The organism is Paenibacillus guangzhouensis (assembly GCF_009363075.1).
GTDB classification, from domain to species: domain Bacteria; phylum Bacillota; class Bacilli; order Paenibacillales; family Paenibacillaceae; genus Paenibacillus_K; species Paenibacillus_K guangzhouensis.
Map to the genome: position 1 here is coordinate 5,312,994 of NZ_CP045293.1, position 18,679 is coordinate 5,331,672.

Annotated in this window: 18 protein-coding genes; all 18 read right to left on the minus strand. The window is 48.1% G+C overall.

Annotated features, from left to right (window positions below; all coding sequences use genetic code 11):
• Positions 1–6 precede the first annotated feature (6 nt).
• The 18 genes from GCU39_RS23930 to yabN all read right to left on the minus strand — a co-directional run bounded on the left by GCU39_RS23930 (position 7) and on the right by yabN (position 18,676).
• Complete coding sequence (locus GCU39_RS23930) at positions 7–888, minus strand: carbohydrate ABC transporter permease (protein WP_193726602.1); 882 nt, start codon at positions 886–888, stop codon at positions 7–9.
• Between the two features lie 17 nt (positions 889–905).
• Positions 906–1,799, minus strand: a complete 894-nt coding sequence (locus tag GCU39_RS23935; protein WP_152395757.1) for a carbohydrate ABC transporter permease — start codon at positions 1,797–1,799, stop codon at positions 906–908.
• An 89-nt stretch (positions 1,800–1,888) separates the two neighbouring features.
• Positions 1,889–3,259, minus strand: a complete 1,371-nt coding sequence (locus GCU39_RS23940) for an extracellular solute-binding protein (protein ID WP_152395758.1) — start codon at positions 3,257–3,259, stop codon at positions 1,889–1,891.
• Between the two features lie 194 nt (positions 3,260–3,453).
• Entirely contained in the window at positions 3,454–4,392 is a 939-nt protein-coding gene (gene nadA / locus GCU39_RS23945; protein WP_152395759.1) for a quinolinate synthase NadA, read from the minus strand.
• A gap of 268 nt (positions 4,393–4,660) precedes the next feature.
• Positions 4,661–6,715, minus strand: coding sequence for an ATP-dependent zinc metalloprotease FtsH (ftsH, locus tag GCU39_RS23950; protein ID WP_152395760.1), 2,055 nt, complete (start codon positions 6,713–6,715; stop codon positions 4,661–4,663).
• A gap of 89 nt (positions 6,716–6,804) precedes the next feature.
• On the minus strand, positions 6,805–7,344 hold the full coding sequence (gene hpt / locus GCU39_RS23955) for a hypoxanthine phosphoribosyltransferase (protein ID WP_152395761.1): 540 nt from the start codon (positions 7,342–7,344) through the stop codon (positions 6,805–6,807).
• Between the two features lie 67 nt (positions 7,345–7,411).
• Positions 7,412–8,860 carry a tRNA lysidine(34) synthetase TilS gene (gene tilS, locus GCU39_RS23960; protein WP_227793314.1) on the minus strand — a complete coding sequence of 483 codons (1,449 nt, stop codon included), beginning with the start codon at positions 8,858–8,860 and terminating at the stop codon, positions 7,412–7,414.
• 43 nt (positions 8,861–8,903) lie between these two features.
• The gene (locus tag GCU39_RS23965; RefSeq protein ID WP_152395763.1) at positions 8,904–9,872 is read right to left on the minus strand and encodes a serine/threonine protein kinase; all 969 of its coding nucleotides are present in this window, start codon (positions 9,870–9,872) and stop codon (positions 8,904–8,906) included.
• Complete coding sequence (locus GCU39_RS23970) at positions 9,856–10,599, minus strand: vWA domain-containing protein (protein WP_152395764.1); 744 nt, start codon at positions 10,597–10,599, stop codon at positions 9,856–9,858. The genes GCU39_RS23965 and GCU39_RS23970 overlap by 17 nt, the downstream gene beginning before the upstream one ends.
• A gap of 78 nt (positions 10,600–10,677) precedes the next feature.
• Entirely contained in the window at positions 10,678–11,346 is a 669-nt protein-coding gene (locus GCU39_RS23975; protein WP_152395765.1) for a tetratricopeptide repeat protein, read from the minus strand.
• Positions 11,347–11,449: 103 nt separating this feature from the next.
• Complete coding sequence (spoIIE, locus tag GCU39_RS23980; protein WP_227793315.1) at positions 11,450–13,861, minus strand: stage II sporulation protein E; 2,412 nt, start codon at positions 13,859–13,861, stop codon at positions 11,450–11,452.
• A 449-nt stretch (positions 13,862–14,310) separates the two neighbouring features.
• Positions 14,311–14,793 (minus strand): S1 domain-containing RNA-binding protein, encoded by a 483-nt coding sequence (locus GCU39_RS23985; RefSeq protein ID WP_152395767.1) that lies wholly within the window; start codon positions 14,791–14,793, stop codon positions 14,311–14,313.
• Positions 14,794–14,926: 133 nt separating this feature from the next.
• A complete protein-coding gene (locus GCU39_RS23990) occupies positions 14,927–15,247 on the minus strand; it encodes an FtsB family cell division protein (RefSeq protein WP_193726603.1) in 321 nt (106 codons plus the stop codon).
• Positions 15,248–15,281: 34 nt separating this feature from the next.
• Positions 15,282–15,869, minus strand: coding sequence for a spore cortex biosynthesis protein YabQ (gene yabQ / locus GCU39_RS23995; protein WP_152395769.1), 588 nt, complete (start codon positions 15,867–15,869; stop codon positions 15,282–15,284).
• Positions 15,866–16,147: a sporulation protein YabP gene (gene yabP / locus GCU39_RS24000; protein ID WP_152395770.1), complete on the minus strand. Its 282-nt coding sequence runs from the start codon at positions 16,145–16,147 to the stop codon at positions 15,866–15,868. Before yabP ends, yabQ begins: the two co-directional genes overlap by 4 nt.
• Positions 16,148–16,498: 351 nt before the next feature.
• Positions 16,499–16,777 (minus strand): RNA-binding S4 domain-containing protein, encoded by a 279-nt coding sequence (locus tag GCU39_RS24005; RefSeq protein ID WP_018759476.1) that lies wholly within the window; start codon positions 16,775–16,777, stop codon positions 16,499–16,501.
• A gap of 1 nt (position 16,778) precedes the next feature.
• Positions 16,779–17,051 (minus strand): HU family DNA-binding protein, encoded by a 273-nt coding sequence (locus tag GCU39_RS24010; RefSeq protein WP_018759477.1) that lies wholly within the window; start codon positions 17,049–17,051, stop codon positions 16,779–16,781.
• 146 nt (positions 17,052–17,197) lie between these two features.
• Positions 17,198–18,676 (minus strand): bifunctional methyltransferase/pyrophosphohydrolase YabN, encoded by a 1,479-nt coding sequence (gene yabN / locus GCU39_RS24015; RefSeq protein ID WP_152395771.1) that lies wholly within the window; start codon positions 18,674–18,676, stop codon positions 17,198–17,200.
• Between the last annotated feature and the right edge of the window lie 3 nt (positions 18,677–18,679).

Below are 18,679 nucleotides of genomic sequence, written 5' to 3' on the forward strand. Positions count from 1 at the left end.
TACATCTTACCCTTTTACTGCGCCAGCGACCATACCCTTCGTAATCTTCTCAGCCAGCAAGAAATAGATAACGATAACCGGTAAGGCACCGAGAACAAGGAATGCCCCTATCGCCCCATAATTGACGGAGTATTGGCTTACAAAACTATATACGCCGAAAGGAAGTGTCTTCAGCTTCTCCGAAGAAATGAAGGTCGCAGCCAAAATATACTCATTCCAAATATTAATGAACGTTAGAATACAGACGGTCATAATCGGTGGAATGGACACCGGCAGGATCATGCTGCGGAATATCCGGAACACCCCCGCGCCGTCCATAATGGCCGACTCTTCAATCTCATGGGGAATCGTCTTCATGAACCCGCTCAGAATAAAGACTGCGATCGGCGTCTGGAATGCAATGTACGGCAAAATTAGAGATAAATGCGTATTTAGGATGCCGACGTTCTTAAAAATAACCATCAAGGGAAGCAGCGTCCCCTGCATCGGGATCATCATCCCTAGCAAGAAGACCAGCATCACCGCCTGCCCGTACTTCCACCGGAACCGCGTAATGGCGAACGCGACCAAGGAAGAGAGGAAAATAACGCCGACCATGGTGACTGAGGTCACGAGCAGACTATTCGACAGGTAGCTCCAATACTTCCCGCCAGCTACGGCATTAGCGTAATTCTCCCACTGCCACGCCGCTGGAAAGGCGAAGAAGCTGCCGGACAAGATCTCTTCATTCGTCTTGAGCGAATAGATAAGTAACCATAACAATGGGTACAGCTGCGTAACGAGGAGGATGCCGAATAAGATAAATACAATCGTCTTTTTGATCGAGTAACCACGAAGCCGCTTGGCGATAACGGGTTTCGTAGCTGGAGTGATTACGGATTGGCTCATCGTTAAGCGCCTCCTTCTTACGAGTATCGTTTGTCTAAGCGATTGAACAAGAAGTTGATGATGACGGTTGCGAGCAGGCAGACGAACACCAAGAATGTGGCGATAGCACTACCGTACCCATATTTCATGGATAAGAAGGACATATTGTACATATGGCTGGAGATCACATCAGTTGCATGCGCTGGTCCGCCGCCCGTCATGACCATGATCAGATCGAAGGACTGGAGCGAACCAATGAATGATAAGACGACGGAAATTTTGAATATAGGAACGATCATCGGCAATGTAATATATCGATCGGCCTTGAAGCCTTCGGCGCCATCAATTTTGGCAGCTTCATAAATATCAGCCGGAATGTTCTGAATGCCAGTAAACTGAATTAAGATGTGGTAGCCGAGGTACTGCCATAAGCTGACCAGAATGACAGCAAAGATCGCAACCTTCGGTTCAGTTAGCCAGGAATGCGTCCATGAATCGAGCCCGAGCCCAATGAGAATCTGATTGATCATACCGCCCATCGATGCCGGGTTATAGATGGTCTTCCACAACTGGCCAATGACGACCACGGATAGAATGACGGGTAAAAAATAGCTGGATACAAGGAAATTCGGTCTACGAACATAACGACTAATGAGAATGGAGACGAATAGCGCGATTGGTACTTGCACAAGCATGGAGAATCCAGCTAATAGGAACGTTCTGCCTAAGGCCGGCCAGAATACGGAATCATTCGTAAACATCTTCGTAAAGTTCGCGAGTCCAATGAATTTCGATGCGCCGATCCCGTTCCAATCCAGCATACCGCTATAAATGGATACAAGAATCGGAATGAATACGAGACACACATATAGGAGCAAACACGGTAGCACAAATGCTGCAATGACCCATCCAGATACTTTTAATACGTTCAAGGCTTCCGCCTCCTTTACGTCCCTCTCGTCGACAACGAAAGGGGGGCGTGAGACGTCCCCCCTCGTATGCCATCGACGGATTTAATGCATTATTTATTCTCTTCGTAAGCAGTCTGATGTTCCTTCGCCACTTCCGCCGCATCCTTCTTCGCTACGAATAGGTTCTGAATACTGGATAAGTGCGCTTGCGCTGTCCCTGGGTTCATCGTGTTATCGAATGCCAGGTCGCCGCCCTTCACTTCTTTGAACAAGTTCAAGACATCCATGGCCATATCGGAGTAGCCAGCTGCTTTGAAGTCGCCATCCACAGTTTGTGCAATGCCCACCGCGCCTTTCGCTGCGAAGGTTTCTTTTGGATAATTGAGCATGAAGTAATTCAAGAAATCTAACGTTTCTTTCAAATGCTTGCTGTCTTTGGATACGGCGAATGCGCTGCCCGGAGCTAACATGAACTCATCTGGGTTACCTTTGCCGTTTACAGTTGGGAATTTGAATACGCCAACATTGTTGTCCTTGCCTGCCTCGGATGTCTCAATGCCGCCGGTTGCCCAGCTGCCCATGAAGTACATGGCTGCTTTGCCTGTCTTGAACAAGTTCTCGCCCGCATTATAATCGAAGGAGGTAACGCCGTCTTGGAAGGCGCCTGCTTGAATCAGAGACTCAAATGCATCTACAGCTTCCTTGAAGGCAGGATCTTCGAACGTTTTCTTCCCGTCTACCACGTCCTTCAAGAAGCCCGGTCCACCATTCGTACGGAGCAAGACGTTCATGAATAAGAAGGAACCCGTCCAGGAGTCTTTCTCACCGATCGCCATTGGCGTGATGCCTTTTGCTTTGAGCTGCTTCACGACGTCGACCATTTCCTCGAATGTGGTCGGTACTTTCACGCCAGCTTTTTCGAACAGCGACTTGTTATAGTAGACGACAGCGATGTTATTACCATCCGGCAACGCGTAAACATTATCGTTGAATGTGTAGTAATCCAAGATGCCTTTCTGGAACGTATCCTTCAGTCCGTTCTGCTCGATCATCTCATTCAGCGGAGCGAACAGGTCTGCATCAATGAATGGCTGCATTTGCGCTGCAGGGTTGACGATTGTAATATCCGGCACTTCTTTGGACGCCGCTTGCGTTTTGAGCTTCAGCTTCTGTTGGTCTGTATTGAGCGAATCCAGCTCGATCGTAATGTTCGGGTGATCCTTCTGATATTGATCCACAATTTTATGAAGCATTTTGTTTTTCGGATCCGTTGTATCAGGATAAATATTTTGGAAGGTAATCGTGACTTTCTCATTGCTGGTGTTATTGTTGTTATCTGTTGTCGTTGTCGTATTGGTTGAAGTGTCCGATGGTGTTGACGATGTATCACTCGTACTGCTACTGCCGGAACCACATGCAGCAAGACTTAACGCGAGTACCCCAGCCATAACCGCTCCGAGCATTCGAGATCTTTTTGTCATATCCTTGTATCCCCCTTCAGGTTTATGCCCTCATTATCCAAGATTAAGCAATCGCTTACAATGCAGTTAATTAGGGAGTGATGTTTGTTTTTTTAAGGTCCGTGGAAGGACGATTCTACTTATTATGGAAAAAGAAAAAACCCTTGATGTACAAGGGCTCTTGGCATATTCAATAGATATGATGAGAACAAGTGCTACTTCACTTCTAACATGCGCTCCAGCGATAAACGCGCTTTGTCTGCTACATGAGGAGGAACATAGATTTGCGGTTGCATCGTCTCCAAGCATTTCACGAGCTTCTTCAGATTGTTCACTTTCATATTCGGACATACAAGGAATTTCGACGCAAAATGGAACTGCTTATTCGGGCTATCTAACCGAAGCTGGTATCCGGTGCCGTCCTCTGTACCCACGATAAACTCTTGGCAGTCGGACTTGCGGCAATATTCTAAAATCGCTGTCGTACTGCCGACGAAATCACCCATCTCCACCACTTCTGGACGGCATTCCGGGTGCACGACGAACTGCGCGTTCGGATATTTCGCTTTCATCTCAACGACATCTTTCAGTGTAAGCATGTCATGCGTATTGCAATAGCCTTCCCAGATAATCATCTTCTTGTCTGTGAATTGTTGAACATAGTGGCCCAGGTTTTTGTCCGGAACCCAAATAATCTCCTCAGAATCAACCGATTGAATCACCTTGACTGCATTCGCAGACGTACAACAAATATCCGTCTCTGCTTTGATCTCTGCAGATGAATTGATATACGTGACCACGGTTGCATTCGGATGCTCTGCTTTGAGCTTGCGAAGTCCATCGACATTGACCATGTCCGCCATCGGGCAGCCTGCACGCTCATCCGGGATAATGACTGTCTTATTCGGTGCTAGAATCTTCGCGCTCTCTCCCATGAAATGAACCCCACAGAACACGATCACTTCCGCATCGGTCTCTGCCGCTTTCTGCGCGAGCAGGAATGAATCTCCACGGAAATCCGCAACCTCTTGAATTTCATCTCGTTGATAATAGTGCGCAAGAATAATTGCATTACGTTCCTTCTTCAACTGCATCAGCCGTTCCCGCAGCTCGCGATTCTGTTCCGCCTTATGCTGCAATGCCAAAGCTTCCACTAGACCCACCCCTTCTGTATGTCGTACATCTACGCTTATCGCGTTATGACCCTCAAATCAGTTACCATATAATTTACACACCCTTGCGTTGCATGTCAATGCGCCAAAACAGCAAAAAACACCCACAAAGCGGGGTTTTGGCTGCGAATCGATTCAAATCCTTAGCAGGGGACCACGAGATGATAAAAACCTATTTTCTAGTGCACGTGCTGATGCGAAAATGAAAAAAACCGGAACAATAAAACTATTGTCCGGTTTTTCTGATGAATTACTCTTTTTTATCCGTGTCTTCGTTATCGTTACGCACGTCTGTGCTTGGGTTTTCTTTGCTTTCATCTTCGACCTTGTCTGAACCAAATTTGTTCGACTGATCGGCATCGGATTGCGATTGGATATTCACTTTTACTGCGTTAGCAGTATCTGTGGACTCAACCGTCTGACTTGTCTCGATCGATGATGAGTTCTCATCTACCTCAATCGTCGTACCGTCAATGGATCCTGTCTCGATCAATTGCTTAATTTGTTCAAGCTCAAGCGTCTCTCTCTCGAGCAATGTCTTCGCAATGATATGCACTTCACGAGAATGCTTCTTCAGAAGGTTCTGTGCTTTCTCATAACATCCACGAATAATGGATTGCATCTCTTGATCGATCTCGTAAGCGATCGAATCACTGTAATTCTGCTCATGACCGAAATCACGACCTAAGAATACTTGGCCTTGCGAATTACCGAACTGCATTGGCCCGAGACGATCGCTCATCCCGTACTCCATAATCATGCTGCGAGCAATACCTGTTGCTTGTTTGAAGTCGCTGTATGCGCCGGTACCAATCTCACCAATGAAGATCTCTTCCGCCACACGACCCCCGAGGAGTCCCGTAATCTTATCGAGAAGCTCTTGCTTCGTTACAAGCAAGCGGTCTTCCTTCGGAAGCATGATGACGTATCCGCCAGCGCGTCCACGAGGAACAATCGTTACTTTGTGTACAGTATCAGCATGCTCCAAGAAGTAACCGATGATTGTATGACCTGCTTCGTGGTAAGCCACGATACGTTTTTCGCGGTCACTGATCACGCGGCTGCGCTTCTCGGTACCCACGATAACGCGGTCAATTGCTTCATCCACTTCTTGCATCGAGATATCTTTACGATTCTTACGGGCTGCGAGCAGCGCCGCTTCATTCAATAAGTTCTCCAGATCTGCACCTGTAAAGCCCGTTGTACGCTTCGCAATGACATCCATCTTCACGTCTTTGGCAAGCGGCTTATTCTTTGCATGCACTTTCAATACAGCTTCGCGGCCTTTCACATCTGGACGGTCAACCGTAATCTGACGGTCAAAACGTCCCGGACGAAGAAGCGCCGGGTCAAGAATATCTGGACGGTTCGTCGCAGCGACGATAATAATTCCTTCATTCGCACCAAAGCCGTCCATTTCAACGAGTAATTGGTTGAGCGTCTGTTCGCGCTCGTCATGTCCGCCGCCGAGTCCGGCGCCGCGTTGACGACCTACAGCATCAATCTCATCGATGAAGATAATACATGGTGCGTTCTTCTTCGCATTCTCGAACAAGTCACGAACACGGGAAGCACCGACCCCGACGAACATCTCAACGAAGTCCGAACCGGAGATGCTGAAGAACGGTACGCCTGCTTCACCAGCAACCGCGCGGGCAAGCAATGTTTTACCTGTTCCCGGAGGACCGTTCAGCAAGACCCCTTTCGGGATACGAGCACCGACAGCTGCGAATTTACGAGGGTCTTTCAAGAACTCAACAACCTCAACAAGCTCTTGCTTCTCCTCATCGGCACCTGCCACATCTTCAAACGTAACTTTCTTCTTCTCTTCATTATATAGGCGAGCACGGCTTTTGCCGAAGTTCATAACCTTACCGCCGCCGCCCTGCGCTTGATTGAACAAGAAGAAGAATAGGACGAACATAATAACGAAAGGAATAATCGATGTCAGGAACGTGAGCCAAATGCTCTCGCCTTCCATCGGTTTAACTTTAAGTGAGAATCCATTGGACTTACTTGCGTCCATGACTTCTTTATAAGCATTGGGGTCGTCAGGCATGACAGAGTAGAAACTATCCGTCTTGGCACCCTCAGGCACTTTAACAAACTTACCTGTCACCAAGTTGGCTCTGCCTTGATATTGGACCGAGATATCCGCTACGTTCTTAGCCTCTAACGCTTCGCGAAGTTGGCTATATTGTATTTCTACAGCGGATTCGTTGCGATTGCCTATAAATTGAACAAGACCCACCACGACCAAAAATAGAATCAAATAAAAACCCGAATTACGGATGAACCGGTTCATCCCCAACCTCCTCTCAAGACACTTTAATTATTTTACCATAGCATGTCTTACCACCACAATAGAACCGCGGTAAGCATCGATTGCAGCTGTTAGTTCGAGTAGACCTCTGGTTTCAAGATCCCAATGTAGGGGAGGTTACGGTATTTCTCAGCATAATCGAGACCATATCCGACAACAAACGCGTCGGGTAGTTCAAATCCTTTATAATCCGCTTCGAGGTCGACTGTCCGACGAACCGGTTTATCAAAGAGCGCAACGACACGTGTCGAGTTCGCATTGCGTCGCTCCAGAACATCAATCAAATAGCTAAGCGTCAAGCCACTGTCAATAATATCTTCGACAATGATGACGTCGCGACCTTCTACAGGCACATCTAAATCTTTCAAAATTTTAACAACGCCGGATGATTTCGTCGCTTTGCCATAACTGGATACAGCCATGAAATCAAGCTCAAGCGGAATAGTCATGCTCTTCACAAGATCAGACATAAAAATAAATGCACCCTTCAACACACAAATCACGAGTGGATTTCTCCCATCGTAATCGCGGCTTAGTGCTTCCCCTAATTCCTTAATTCTCGTCTGAATTTGCTCTTCGGTGTACAGTACTTCTTGAATGTCGTTAAACAATGATGGCCCCTCCTAATGTATACTATGAAAGCTTCTTGCCTTCCATTACATTTCAAAGCTGATGTTGCTACCCTTCCTGCTTGCATAGCTCGATTCGAATAAGCCGCTTCGTCTGCTCCTGAACCGTTGCGTGTGCTGAACGGCGAACGCCTGGAATCCACAGCAGTTGACCTGTGGCGTCCGTTAATACAGGCCATGTGTCACGAAGCATCGGTGCAATCTTCTCATCAATGAAAATATCTTGTACTTTTTTGGACCCATTTAATCCAAGGATTCGCATTCGATCACCAGGTTGGCGATTCCGCACGATGAGCGGAAACGGTATGCAGTCCGCATCAAAAAAAGCAATAAAACGATGCTGCGGCTTCGCTCGATCGGATTCCGAATCGTAGTCGATTTCATCCCAGCTCAACAGCCCTGAATGATCAGCAATCCACTGTTCCCCGTGCCCCCGTTCTATTCGATATTCATACGATACAGGTCCTTCAGAATCAAGTCTATGTATAAATTCGATCTGATCGTAGGACCGAACGCACTGGATTCGCTCCGAAATATCGAGCATCCACGTCGTAGGCAGTGCTTGAAGAATGCCCTGCCTTATCGCTTCAATCTTCTCATAATCGAAGGAATCGGATTCTGTATCCGTTTTTTGTGCAAGATAACTTAATATTAGTTTAATAAATCTTCGTTGTAAAGCAACATGTGTGCTCACGAAACCAGCGCGGTCAAGCTGATATCCACCCTTCGTTTGCTTCAGAATCGCGGTTAATTGGACGGATGCTTCCTGCTCCAAATAATCACTATCGGCACGAAGTAAGTCTGCGGTTCGGTTCAATGCCTTTGCAATCTGCTCATTATATTGCCCCAAAAATGGCAACACATCCAACCGAATCTGATTCCTTACATATTTGCGGGAGTCATTACTCTCGTCAGTTACATATTGTAAGCCACTTTCTTCACAAAAGTCCACTAAATCTGTTTTGTATATACGTAGGAATGGGCGAATAAGTTCCACATTTTTTTCAGATCTTGAAATCGCCATGCCCGCAAGTCCCGCTGCACCTGATCCACGGATAAGACGCATCATCACGGTCTCGGCTTGGTCATCTGCGTGATGTGCAGTAGCAATATGCGTAGCATTATACTTGGCTGCTGTCGCATGCAAAAAGGCATAGCGCTGCTCTCGCGCTGCCGCCTGACTGTTCATCCCTGTCCGTTCGATATATGCGGGCATCTCTAGATTCGCGACTTCACAAGGAACCCCGAGATCCGAAGCGATTCGCTTCACAATCTCCGCTTCGGCAACCGACGCTTGCCGGAATCCATGATTCGCATGAGCGACAATCAACCGAAGTCGATGCCGCTCATGGGTAGCCAGCATATGTAGAACATGCAGCAGCGCAACCGAGTCCGGTCCGCCCGACACAGCGACCACGATTGTGCTGCCAGGAGTCCATAGCTGATGCTCCCTCACCGCTTGCTCGACTTGCCCCGCAAGGGCGTATAGCTTCGTCATTCGCATCGATTCATACCGCCCCTCTCTATAGAACCTATATCCGCTAATCAAATTGAAGAATGATGTAAAGCGTCGAGCCTAACAGAATAATCGAGGCGACGAATATTCCCTTTAACCAACCAGGCGTGTTCTTTCGAATCGGCGGAGATGAAATTTTGCTTCCACTTCGAATCGCTGCCTGCTTCCATTCGCTGCACGCATCCTTCGAGGATGTGAACTGACCGGTAATGGCCCGCTTGAACCACGATTCATAGGGTTTAAGCCGAATATGGGTATGTGCCAGATTCACCAAATCACTTGCACTTCGCACTTGCGGCAGCTGATCCGGTCCTTGCCGACGCAGACGTGCGCCATCCATAACATGCAGCCATAACACAGCAAAGGCAAAGAGGTCATAACCAGGATCAGCTGTCCGAGACCCCGCATTCCAATATCCCCGGTCATACCGTTCAGTGAATTGCTTCACGCTTCGCCCAATTCGGCTTACGCCGCCGTAATCGACCAGCTCGACCTGTCCGTACGACGAGACCATAATATTCTCGGGCTTCAAATCGCCGAAGACATAGCCTGCCTCATGGAGATCCGACAGCTTCTGCAGTAGGCGATATCCGATCAGTCCGAGCCATTCGGGTCCGTTCTTCTCCATATATTGCTGCAGCGTAACGCCTTCAACATAGCGCATAACATAGAATTGCACGTCCATCTTCCCGAGCTTGCAATCATCAACATCGAGCAGAAAAGGCCGCGATGCTGAACTGCGCATGCGGCGATCTGATTTATTCTGATGTGCATCAAGCGATGTCAGTACATTGATCTCCGATTGAAGGTCCACTGCATCATACCCTATCTTCAAAGCAGCCAGCTCTGTCCCGCGCCCTCGCCTCACCAGGTAGACAGCGCCGTTCGCACCTCTGCCGAGCAGACGCTCTATCAAGTACCTGCGATGATGCCATTTGCCTTCAATCCACGTACCCGGTGCGAGGCTAGAGCCTGCATTAAACGACGTAGTCACCTAACATCCCATCCGTTTCTGACTGATTGCGAAATCCAAGATCGCTTCCACCCATTCTATCATATTGAATGAATTCGATCACCTTATAGATCGCCGGCCCCGTCGGTGTCGCTCCGCGCATCTGCAATCGTCGGAATAATGATCCTATGCCGGACAAATCTTGCGTCCAGTCCAGATCCATAACCGTCTCGTCAGAAGCCCGGCCTGGAAAATGGAATACGGCGATCTCGCTCTTCCCTTGGCGCGCCTGCAGACTCAGCATGAGATCGCGAATCGCTTCTTCAACCGCCTGCAGCTTCGGCTTCATACTCGCACTAGCATCAATTAGCAGCGCCACCTGCAGTTCACTTGTCTCGGTCAACTCATCCATGACCTGCACAACCTCAGACCGCTGTTGCGGTGGTAAATCTTCAATATGGGTCGCATCCGTGTGCAGAATTTGCCGCAGCTCACGCTCGACTACCTGGTGAATCGTCTGCACGACAGTCTTCCTCGTCATCATCTGGATGGTCTGAGACAACTGATGGGGCTGAACGATCCGGTCCATCCCGCCGCCTGCTTTGGCAATCTGGGCAATCTCTGCCGCGCCAAGCTCTCCAATGGCACCTTGATCGACAACACCCACGACATTCACCGTAATTCCTTCTTCACGTGCATGCGCCGCAGCCACAATCGGGCTTACACCGACATTTGAACAACCGTCTGTAATCAATAGAATTTGTTTCACTATGAACCCTCCCTAAAGAATAAGATGAATACGATTCTCTATTCTATCCTTTCCATTTTTGAGAGAGTTTAATCCGTATCAGCCCTTGAATCGTGCTAGAATGGCCCAGCGCCGCTGCTTCCGCTTATTATACTTCGGCAAGGAACGATAGATTTCCAAAGTCTCACGATAGGCACTTCGCGCATCCTCCGCGCGGCCCAGCTGCTCGTAGAGCTGCCCTAACCGATAGTAGGCTTCACAAGAGGAAGAATTCACCTGACGAAATTGTTCCAGCATCGCAATGGCCTTCTCTGGCTGCGTCGTACGGTATGCCTCGGCAAGATGCAAGTAAGGATCCCCATATCCGACACGAGGATTCAATGCGAGAGCTCGGTGCATATGCGTCTCTCCCGCTTCCATTCGCCCTAGCTTCAAGTGACATACGCCGACTTCAAAATGATAATCTGCCGACTCCTCCATTGCGCGTTCGATTTGCTCGAGATGACTGTATGCTTCCTGGTATTTCTTCTGTGCCATGTATAATCTAGCGAGCTCAAAACGCGATGTCGAAGCATGCGGATTCGCCCGCAGCTCATCCTTCAACCTCGCCATGCGGCGATTCCGGCTGAACGGCTTGAACAAGCTTGGTGTAAGTCCGACATAACGCCGATCGAGCACATAGAGGATCACAAGGAGAAGTATAATGGCGATAATCGGATTCCGTGTAATATAGAGTAAGAACGAGAACAAGAAAAATTTCGATAACAAGCAAAAAGCCCCCCTCTTATTTTCAAAATAACGGCATTCTGCTCATTATTTTACCATATAAGGGAGGCTTTGTTTTATTGTCTTCTTCTCACTTCGTTTTTCTTCAGCTCACCGTCCTTGGGCGTTCTAATCGAGTTGAGCCCGGCCAATGCACCGTAGACCACTCAGGAATATGCCGCTCAATACGCGACACTACGACCGTCATATCATCCGAAATACTTCCATGGTGCCACCGCACGACCATCTCCAGCAGCGAATCCGCGATCGTCTGTGGGTCTTCTGACTTCATCTCTTGGAGTATCCGTTTCATCCACAACTCCTTATTCACCGCATGCCCCGGCGCGTCGTAGATTCCGTCAGTCATCATCACCAGCGTGTCACCCGGCTCCAATTGAACCGTAAGGAGATCCACTTCGATGTCCTGCAATATGCCGATCGGCAGATTAGATGCCGAGATCGAGATCACCTCATTCTTGCGAATAATAAAGCTCGGCGTCGAACCAATCTTCATGAAGGTGGTCTTCGCCGTATATTGATCGATAATGGCCATATCGACGGTCGCGAACACCTCCTCCGCAGAGCGCAACAACAGGACGGAGTTCACCGATTTAATCGCCATCTGCTCATCCATCCCCGACTGCAGCAATCGTTCAAGAATAGATAGCGCCGTGCTGCTCTCAAGCTGCGCGCGCTCGCCGTTGCCCATACCATCGCTGATGGCGACCGCGAACTTCCCATTGCCAAGCTCTACCGTGCTGTAGCTGTCTCCAGATAATGCGCTGCCCCCCTTCGCCGCGCTTGCCACCCCCGTATCAATGTCGAATGCCTTCGCCGAGCCGAAGGTGACCATGACCACCCCATCTTTGCCCCCATCGGCTGCACCGAACCGTTCGCTTGCGACAACAATATGCTCCCCTAGAATATCAGACAAGACTGGTGCAATAATTTTACGGCATTCATCGTGCCCCCTTCGGAATGTATGAACAATCTCGATCTCAATCTGACCGACGTCCAGACTAATAATATCGATATCTTGAATCGGGAGCCCAAGTTCCTCGAGCATGGTTCGAATCTGTTCCTCCTGTTTATGCAAAGCTGCCCCTTCTCTTTGGATTTCTCGAACGAGGCTATCCATGACCTGTGAGACCCCGCTTAATTGCTCAGCCACAAATTGCCGGCTGTCGATGATCTGTCTTTTCCAATGCAAATCATTCTTGTAAAGATCGTACTGCCCCTTCATCGCCTCCATCACTTGATCTGTCTTACTGCACAGCTTCAGCCATGACCCCGGTAGATCCTCCTTCTTCAGCTTAGGGTTGTCTTCGATTGCCGTCATCATGTCGGTCATAAACGAGTAGGTCTGGTGAAATCTCCCCTCCCAGCATTGATCTTTGCGATAACAATTAGAACATGTCTGTGTCGTGACAGTATTAATAAAATGATCGAACTCTTCCTCTTTGCGTACCATCTCCCCGCTGCTCGCGACTTGCCCGAAGCTTCTTGCCAGCTGGCGGAACACCTCCGAGAATTGATTCACGCGCTCAGCAGTCATATCTCGAATCCGCCGCGCATATTCATGCTGCGTAGAGGCATGTTCCTGCGTGCCAGGCACATATTTGGCGATCATCGTAATCATCGATTTAGGGGTTAAAAGGAATAACACGATCGCAGCGACCGTCTCGCTCGTAGACATAATCACCTCGGTTGTAGTGCCGAGATAGATCACTAGAATGGAGGAGCCGAGCAGCATGCCGCCAGCTACCCACCATCGCTTCCCTTCCCGCAGCATCCCAGCTAGCATTCCCGCAAAAGCAAGTAGACTCATCTGATAGATGGCATGCAAGTCAGCAAGACTTAAGATTAATCCGGTCACAACGCCAACGGAAGCACCAAGTGGCGCACCGCCAACAAAAGCGAATAAGAGAATGAGATACCGAGAGAAGATATGATCTGGCGACAGGCCATAGATCGTAAATCCAACAGCACCTGTCATGACCGATGCGAGCAGGATGATCAGACAGATAATTTCTTCGTTCTTGAGCGCCGTCTGTTTGCGAACGCGCGTCAGAATCGGCAGTGCCTGCATAAACACAATCGTCAGAACAAAGCTTAATCCTCCATCCATCACCGCCATCAGAATCGTATACCATGATATTTGATTGCCGATCACAAGCTCGAACAACCGGACGAGCATCATGGATGAGAATACGATTATAGGCATATAAGAGGATTCCGGTCGATTATACGCTTCAATTCCCCGTTGAATGAGGAGAACAAGAAGCATTTGTGCAGCCAATGCCCATATCCCTGGTTCGGCCGAGAAGTAATTGCCAGCGAGCAGCGCAAGTGCGAGCCAGCCGCTAAGATCACGCCTTAGCATATAGATCACTGCGAAATACGCTACCGCGAACGGCGCAAGTTCATTAAGTATCATTGCTTTCCCGAGCAGGAAGCCCATACCTGTCAATACAATCGTCCATTTGCGAACGGCGATCCCTTCATAAGCCCGAGTCATCACATTAGGGGTTTGCATGAGTGAACACCAACCTCTTCTCGTAATCTCATAATCTCTTAATGAGTGAGTGATTCTCATTATAGAAAGGAGACCTTAGAAAGTTTGTCACAATGCGTAGGCTCGTCAAAAAAAGTTTCCGACAAAAACAAACGTAAGCGCCGACACGACCAACCCCTTGCTAGACAAGGGATAACGACGCTAGTCATTGATAACGGATTGAGAATGATGTCTGAATTTCTAACGGATTTGCAGATGCATTCGAGGGAAGTCTACGGCAAATCGCCAGAACTTCAAGGAATGCCGTAGGAACCTGTCGGTATTTTTGTCTTGCGTCGACGAGCTCCATCGAACGAAGTGATTCCTCAGCACCGGAACCCTAAAAAACAAAATAAAAAACCGCAGCAGCCGGAGCTGTTGCGGTGTTCATTATTTCATGATGAAATTGTGAATTACATGCGTTTCGCGCCGCGGCCTCCGCGCTTCCCTTCGGTGTTCTTCTTCAGGGAAGAAATGCGCTCCTCACTATCTTTTAAGAAACGGGACATTTTATCTTCGAAAGTAGCCTTGTTCGCAGGTGGTTTGAATGAACGCCCACCTCGATCTCGTTGAAATCCGCCTGGTCTGTCACCGTCTGGACGTCCGCCTTGACGATCAGGTCTTGGCGTTCTTGGCGGCCTAGTCTGCGCTTCAACTGGCTTATCCACTGCTTGCTTGATGGATAGACCAATCTTGCCGTCCTTATCAACGTTAATGACTTTTACCGTGACAACATCATCAATTTTCAAGTGATCATTGACGTCCTTCACATAGTTGTCGGCGATCTCCGAGATGTGAACGAGACCCGTGACACCTCCTGACAGATCTACAAATGCTCCAAAATGCGTAATCCCTGTCACTTTTCCTTCTAACTTGGTGCCCACTTCAATTGCCATAGAATAAAATGATCCTCCCTTAAAAATATACAAATCCGTAGATTCTGATACTTTAAAATCTTTGGCTATGGTGATTATACCGAATGCCGAAGCTTTGGTCAACAGACGCATATCACGTCACGACTTCATTCCGCTATTTGAGCATTCCCTTATCAATCGGGGTCTCACCTGGCGGATACATATCGAGTGTCTTCCTTGCAATCTGTCCGATATATTCATCCTCATTCAGCCGAGCAATCTCTTGCTCTAGTTGTGTCTGCAGCAGCTTTGTCTCCTGATGCAGCTTATGATTATCTTCCAGCTTGACGCGTTCACTTGCCAGTGTCACCGTCTGATGAATGAAAGTATAAATCCCCCAGCTGAAGAACAAGACCATGAACATCATCCAGAGCCGAATTCGTTTCCGAGCGCCCGCATATTTAGTTGGTTGTTCCTGACGAACCCTAGACGACATACCGTAATCCCTCCTGTGATGTTCTAGCATGATTCTATTCTTCACGCTTACGTTTGAAGAGGCGGTTCCATAATCTTGTCCCGTAATCGAGCGAACGTTTCACCCATACCGGAACTTTGAAATGTCTCCATAAGGGACGCGTTAGGAATTTGAACAACCTCCAAAACGGACTTAACAATTGTAACACAATCCTGCCTATGAACATAGCGGACAGGAACAGAAATCGAACGAGAAGTTTTGCCAATTTATACAAGCCGATGACTGGCTTCAGTAAGAAGATCTCCACCAAGCGCTGAATCAACCGGACAATCTGTTTGATAACCTTCATTAAGATTACCACAATGCGTACGGTTGTAAAGCTGAACCATAAAAAATAGAACCAAACGCCTAGAAAGAGCCCAAAAAAGACATAAAAACGCAATTCTCCCTGATTTGTGATATATAACATTCGAAAAATGAAGCAAACCGCAATCACCCAGTAACAGAAATCTAGTACAGGCTTGGTCCATTTTGGAAAGTGAAGCTGGTGGGCAACCACCCGGTATCCGTCGAAAATGATCCCCATGCATAACCCACTAACCAACATCGCGAACATGGCCACAAATTGCTCATTCAAGCTCATTTAAACAACTTCCCTAGAAACCCTTTAGATTTGCCTTGGGAGTTCGCATCTAAATACGTCAGGGAGTTAATCATGCCTTCAATCGCGATCAGGCCTTGTTCGAGACTTAGGTTCTTGATATGTAAATTTTGCCCCCGAATTGCGAGGAATCCGCATTCCGTATTGAGCAGAAATTCCTCATTATCGAAACTCTCCACGTTGCTTACGCCGGTAATCTCGAGCTGTTTACGATTTAGCATCTTCACTTCTTGCCGTTTCGTCTTCACCTGTTCCACCATCGCATGGCCCCTCCTTTACTAAGACTAGCTTATGGGGAGGACGTCCACTTTAGAACTCAAAGAGGAAGTTCAAAAAGTCCGATTTTGATCACGAAGATTTTAAGGGAGTAACTCGGCATCGAATCTTGCATTCACCTTCGAATTCCGGTACTCATGTAGGTTCTGCCTACACTCCGTTCCTCCTTCTTCAGCTTCACGCAACCTTAGTAACGCTTACGATGTCAGTTTTCTACGAAAACTTTCAGGTACTGAAAATCGGACTTTTTGAACCTGCAATTTAATAACTACCGCCAAAACAAAAAGAGACGAAAGCGATTAACGCTTCCGTCTCTTCCGTGTCCCTATGTATGTCTACCAAGGAAAATCATTCGATTTCGCAATCGGCTCTTCCTTGATCACCGTATAAAGCTGCGCAGCTTCATCCTTCTTAGTCGTCTCAGCCGTACGCTCGACACGAACGGTAACCAACTTCTGGCCGAATTGAATCGTAATCTCATCGCCCTCTTTGACGCTGCTGCTTGGCTTCGCCTCTCGTCCATTCACGAGCACGCGTCCTTGATCGGACACATCCTTCGCAACGGTACGACGCTTAATTAATCGGGATACTTTCAGGAATTTATCGACACGCATCTTACTTTACAGCGTCTTTAAGCTTGTTGCCTGCTTTGAATGCAGGAACGTTCGAAGCTGGGATGTCGATTGTTTTACCTGTTTGTGGGTTGCGGCCTGTACGACCTGCACGTTTACGAGTTTCGAAAGTACCGAATCCGATCAATTGAACTTTGTCGCCGCCAGCAAGCGCATCTGTAATTTCGCCTAGGAAACTATTTAATACTGATTCAACGTCTTTTTTAGTTAATCCGCTTTTTGTAGAAATGTTGTTTACCAAATCTGTCTTGTTCATTATTAGTTCCTCCCATAATTAGAAAAATAGATCGATTATGTATTCTTGTTTTGTTAGTAAATTCCTGCTTCTTTTGACAGCTTTTTTCGAAAAAGGTCAAATAGAGAAGAATTCTGTCCGGGAATAGGTCGATCTTGAGCCCCTAGCTACCGGTGTTTGGCGGCTTGCCACCATTTTTCCATCTCTAGTAAATCAGTTTGGTCAAAAGATTTACCATTTATACGGAGCTGGTCTTCAATATAGTGAAAACGAGAAGTAAATTTGCGATTGGTTCGCGCTAGCGCCTCTTCTGGGTCCGCATCGATAAATCGTGCCGCATTGACGACAGCAAACAATAAATCTCCCAGCTCGCCGATTCTCTCATCGTGCGAGTCGCCATTTGCAACGGCCTGCTTCAGCTCCGCAAATTCTTCTTCGATTTTGGAGTATACACCATTTAAGTCCTCCCAGTCAAAACCAACCTTCGCAGCCTTCTTCTGAAGTTTGTAAGCCTTCATGAGTCCCGGCAGGTCTCTCGGCACACCATCGAGTACCGAAACGGCGGATTGATCGAGCCCTTTACGCTGTTTCTCTTCCGCTTTCATCTGCTCCCAATTCTTCAGCGCTTCGCTTGCATCGCCAGCCGATTGATCGCCGAAGACGTGCGGATGACGGAACAGCAGCTTCTCATTGAGCGTCTGTATCACATCATAGACGGTGAAGGTTCCGACTTCCTCTTCCATCTGCGAATGCAGCATAACTTGCAACAGAAGATCCCCCAATTCTTCCTGCATATGGATTGGATCATCATCGTCAATGGTCTCGAGCACTTCGTACGTCTCCTCGATCAGGTTCTTGCGAATCGATTGATGTGTCTGCTCCTGATCCCATGGACAGCCTTCAGGGCTGCGCAAAATTCCGACAATTTCGTGTAATCTTGCAAAGGTCCGGTTACGCAGCTGTTCATCGTCGCTTCGGGGCACCCAAATTAGCGATAAATTACCATAACCTTCGACACGATCCAGCTCATAGAGCGGCACGTGCAGAATCTGCTCTTCCCCTTGAACGCCGAGCGCATGTCCTACAACGACTTCATAATCGTCTGGATACAGCTCCATCAAGACCAGCTTCACGTCGGATGCTGTAAATGTATCGTAGACCTGACCAATCACGGTATGAAGCTGAGGCTGAAGCCACGAGGACGACATGCCGCTGCTATCGAGCAGCTGGAATCCCTCAATCGGATCGAACCCCAGGCGTGTAAAGGCCTGATCCAAGAAGCTCTCTCCACCTGTAATATGCAGGGCAATTCCCGCTTCGCCGCAGCGCTGTCTAAGCTGTTGTACGGTCGATTCCGCGACCATCGGGTGGCCAGGCACCGCATAGACGATAGGGCCTTGTTCACCAGCTAATACGATCAACTGGTCCGTAATTGCGCGATAGACTTCCAGGAAGTCGTCATGTTGCTCATAGAGCGAATCAAAGGACGTATAAGCAATCCCTTCCTCCCGCAGCAGTGTCATCATCGGATGATGCTCTGTACGTACGAACACATGAGCCGCAGACTTCAGTTTTCTCCAGTTGCCTAGGGTCAGCTGATCCGGATCCCCTGAACCAAGCCCTAGCACCGTTATTGATTTATCCATTCT

What these genes read in the sequence shown, in the direction of transcription:
- GCU39_RS23930 (WP_193726602.1), bottom strand. Translation starts at nt 888, where the DNA reads ATGAGCCAATCCGTAATCACTCCAGCTACGAAACCCGTTATCGCCAAG.
- GCU39_RS23940 (WP_152395758.1), bottom strand. Translation starts at nt 3,259, where the DNA reads ATGACAAAAAGATCTCGAATGCTCGGAGCGGTTATGGCTGGGGTACTC.
- ftsH (WP_152395760.1), bottom strand. Translation starts at nt 6,715, where the DNA reads ATGAACCGGTTCATCCGTAATTCGGGTTTTTATTTGATTCTATTTTTG.
- tilS (WP_227793314.1), bottom strand. Translation starts at nt 8,860, where the DNA reads ATGACGAAGCTATACGCCCTTGCGGGGCAAGTCGAGCAAGCGGTGAGG.
- spoIIE (WP_227793315.1), bottom strand. Translation starts at nt 13,861, where the DNA reads ATGACTCGGGCTTATGAAGGGATCGCCGTTCGCAAATGGACGATTGTA.
- GCU39_RS23985 (WP_152395767.1), bottom strand. Translation starts at nt 14,793, where the DNA reads ATGGCAATTGAAGTGGGCACCAAGTTAGAAGGAAAAGTGACAGGGATT.
- GCU39_RS23990 (WP_193726603.1), bottom strand. Translation starts at nt 15,247, where the DNA reads ATGTCGTCTAGGGTTCGTCAGGAACAACCAACTAAATATGCGGGCGCT.
- yabQ (WP_152395769.1), bottom strand. Translation starts at nt 15,869, where the DNA reads ATGAGCTTGAATGAGCAATTTGTGGCCATGTTCGCGATGTTGGTTAGT.
- yabP (WP_152395770.1), bottom strand. Translation starts at nt 16,147, where the DNA reads ATGGTGGAACAGGTGAAGACGAAACGGCAAGAAGTGAAGATGCTAAAT.
- GCU39_RS24005 (WP_018759476.1), bottom strand. Translation starts at nt 16,777, where the DNA reads ATGCGTGTCGATAAATTCCTGAAAGTATCCCGATTAATTAAGCGTCGT.
- GCU39_RS24010 (WP_018759477.1), bottom strand. Translation starts at nt 17,051, where the DNA reads ATGAACAAGACAGATTTGGTAAACAACATTTCTACAAAAAGCGGATTA.
- yabN (WP_152395771.1), bottom strand. Translation starts at nt 18,676, where the DNA reads ATGGATAAATCAATAACGGTGCTAGGGCTTGGTTCAGGGGATCCGGAT.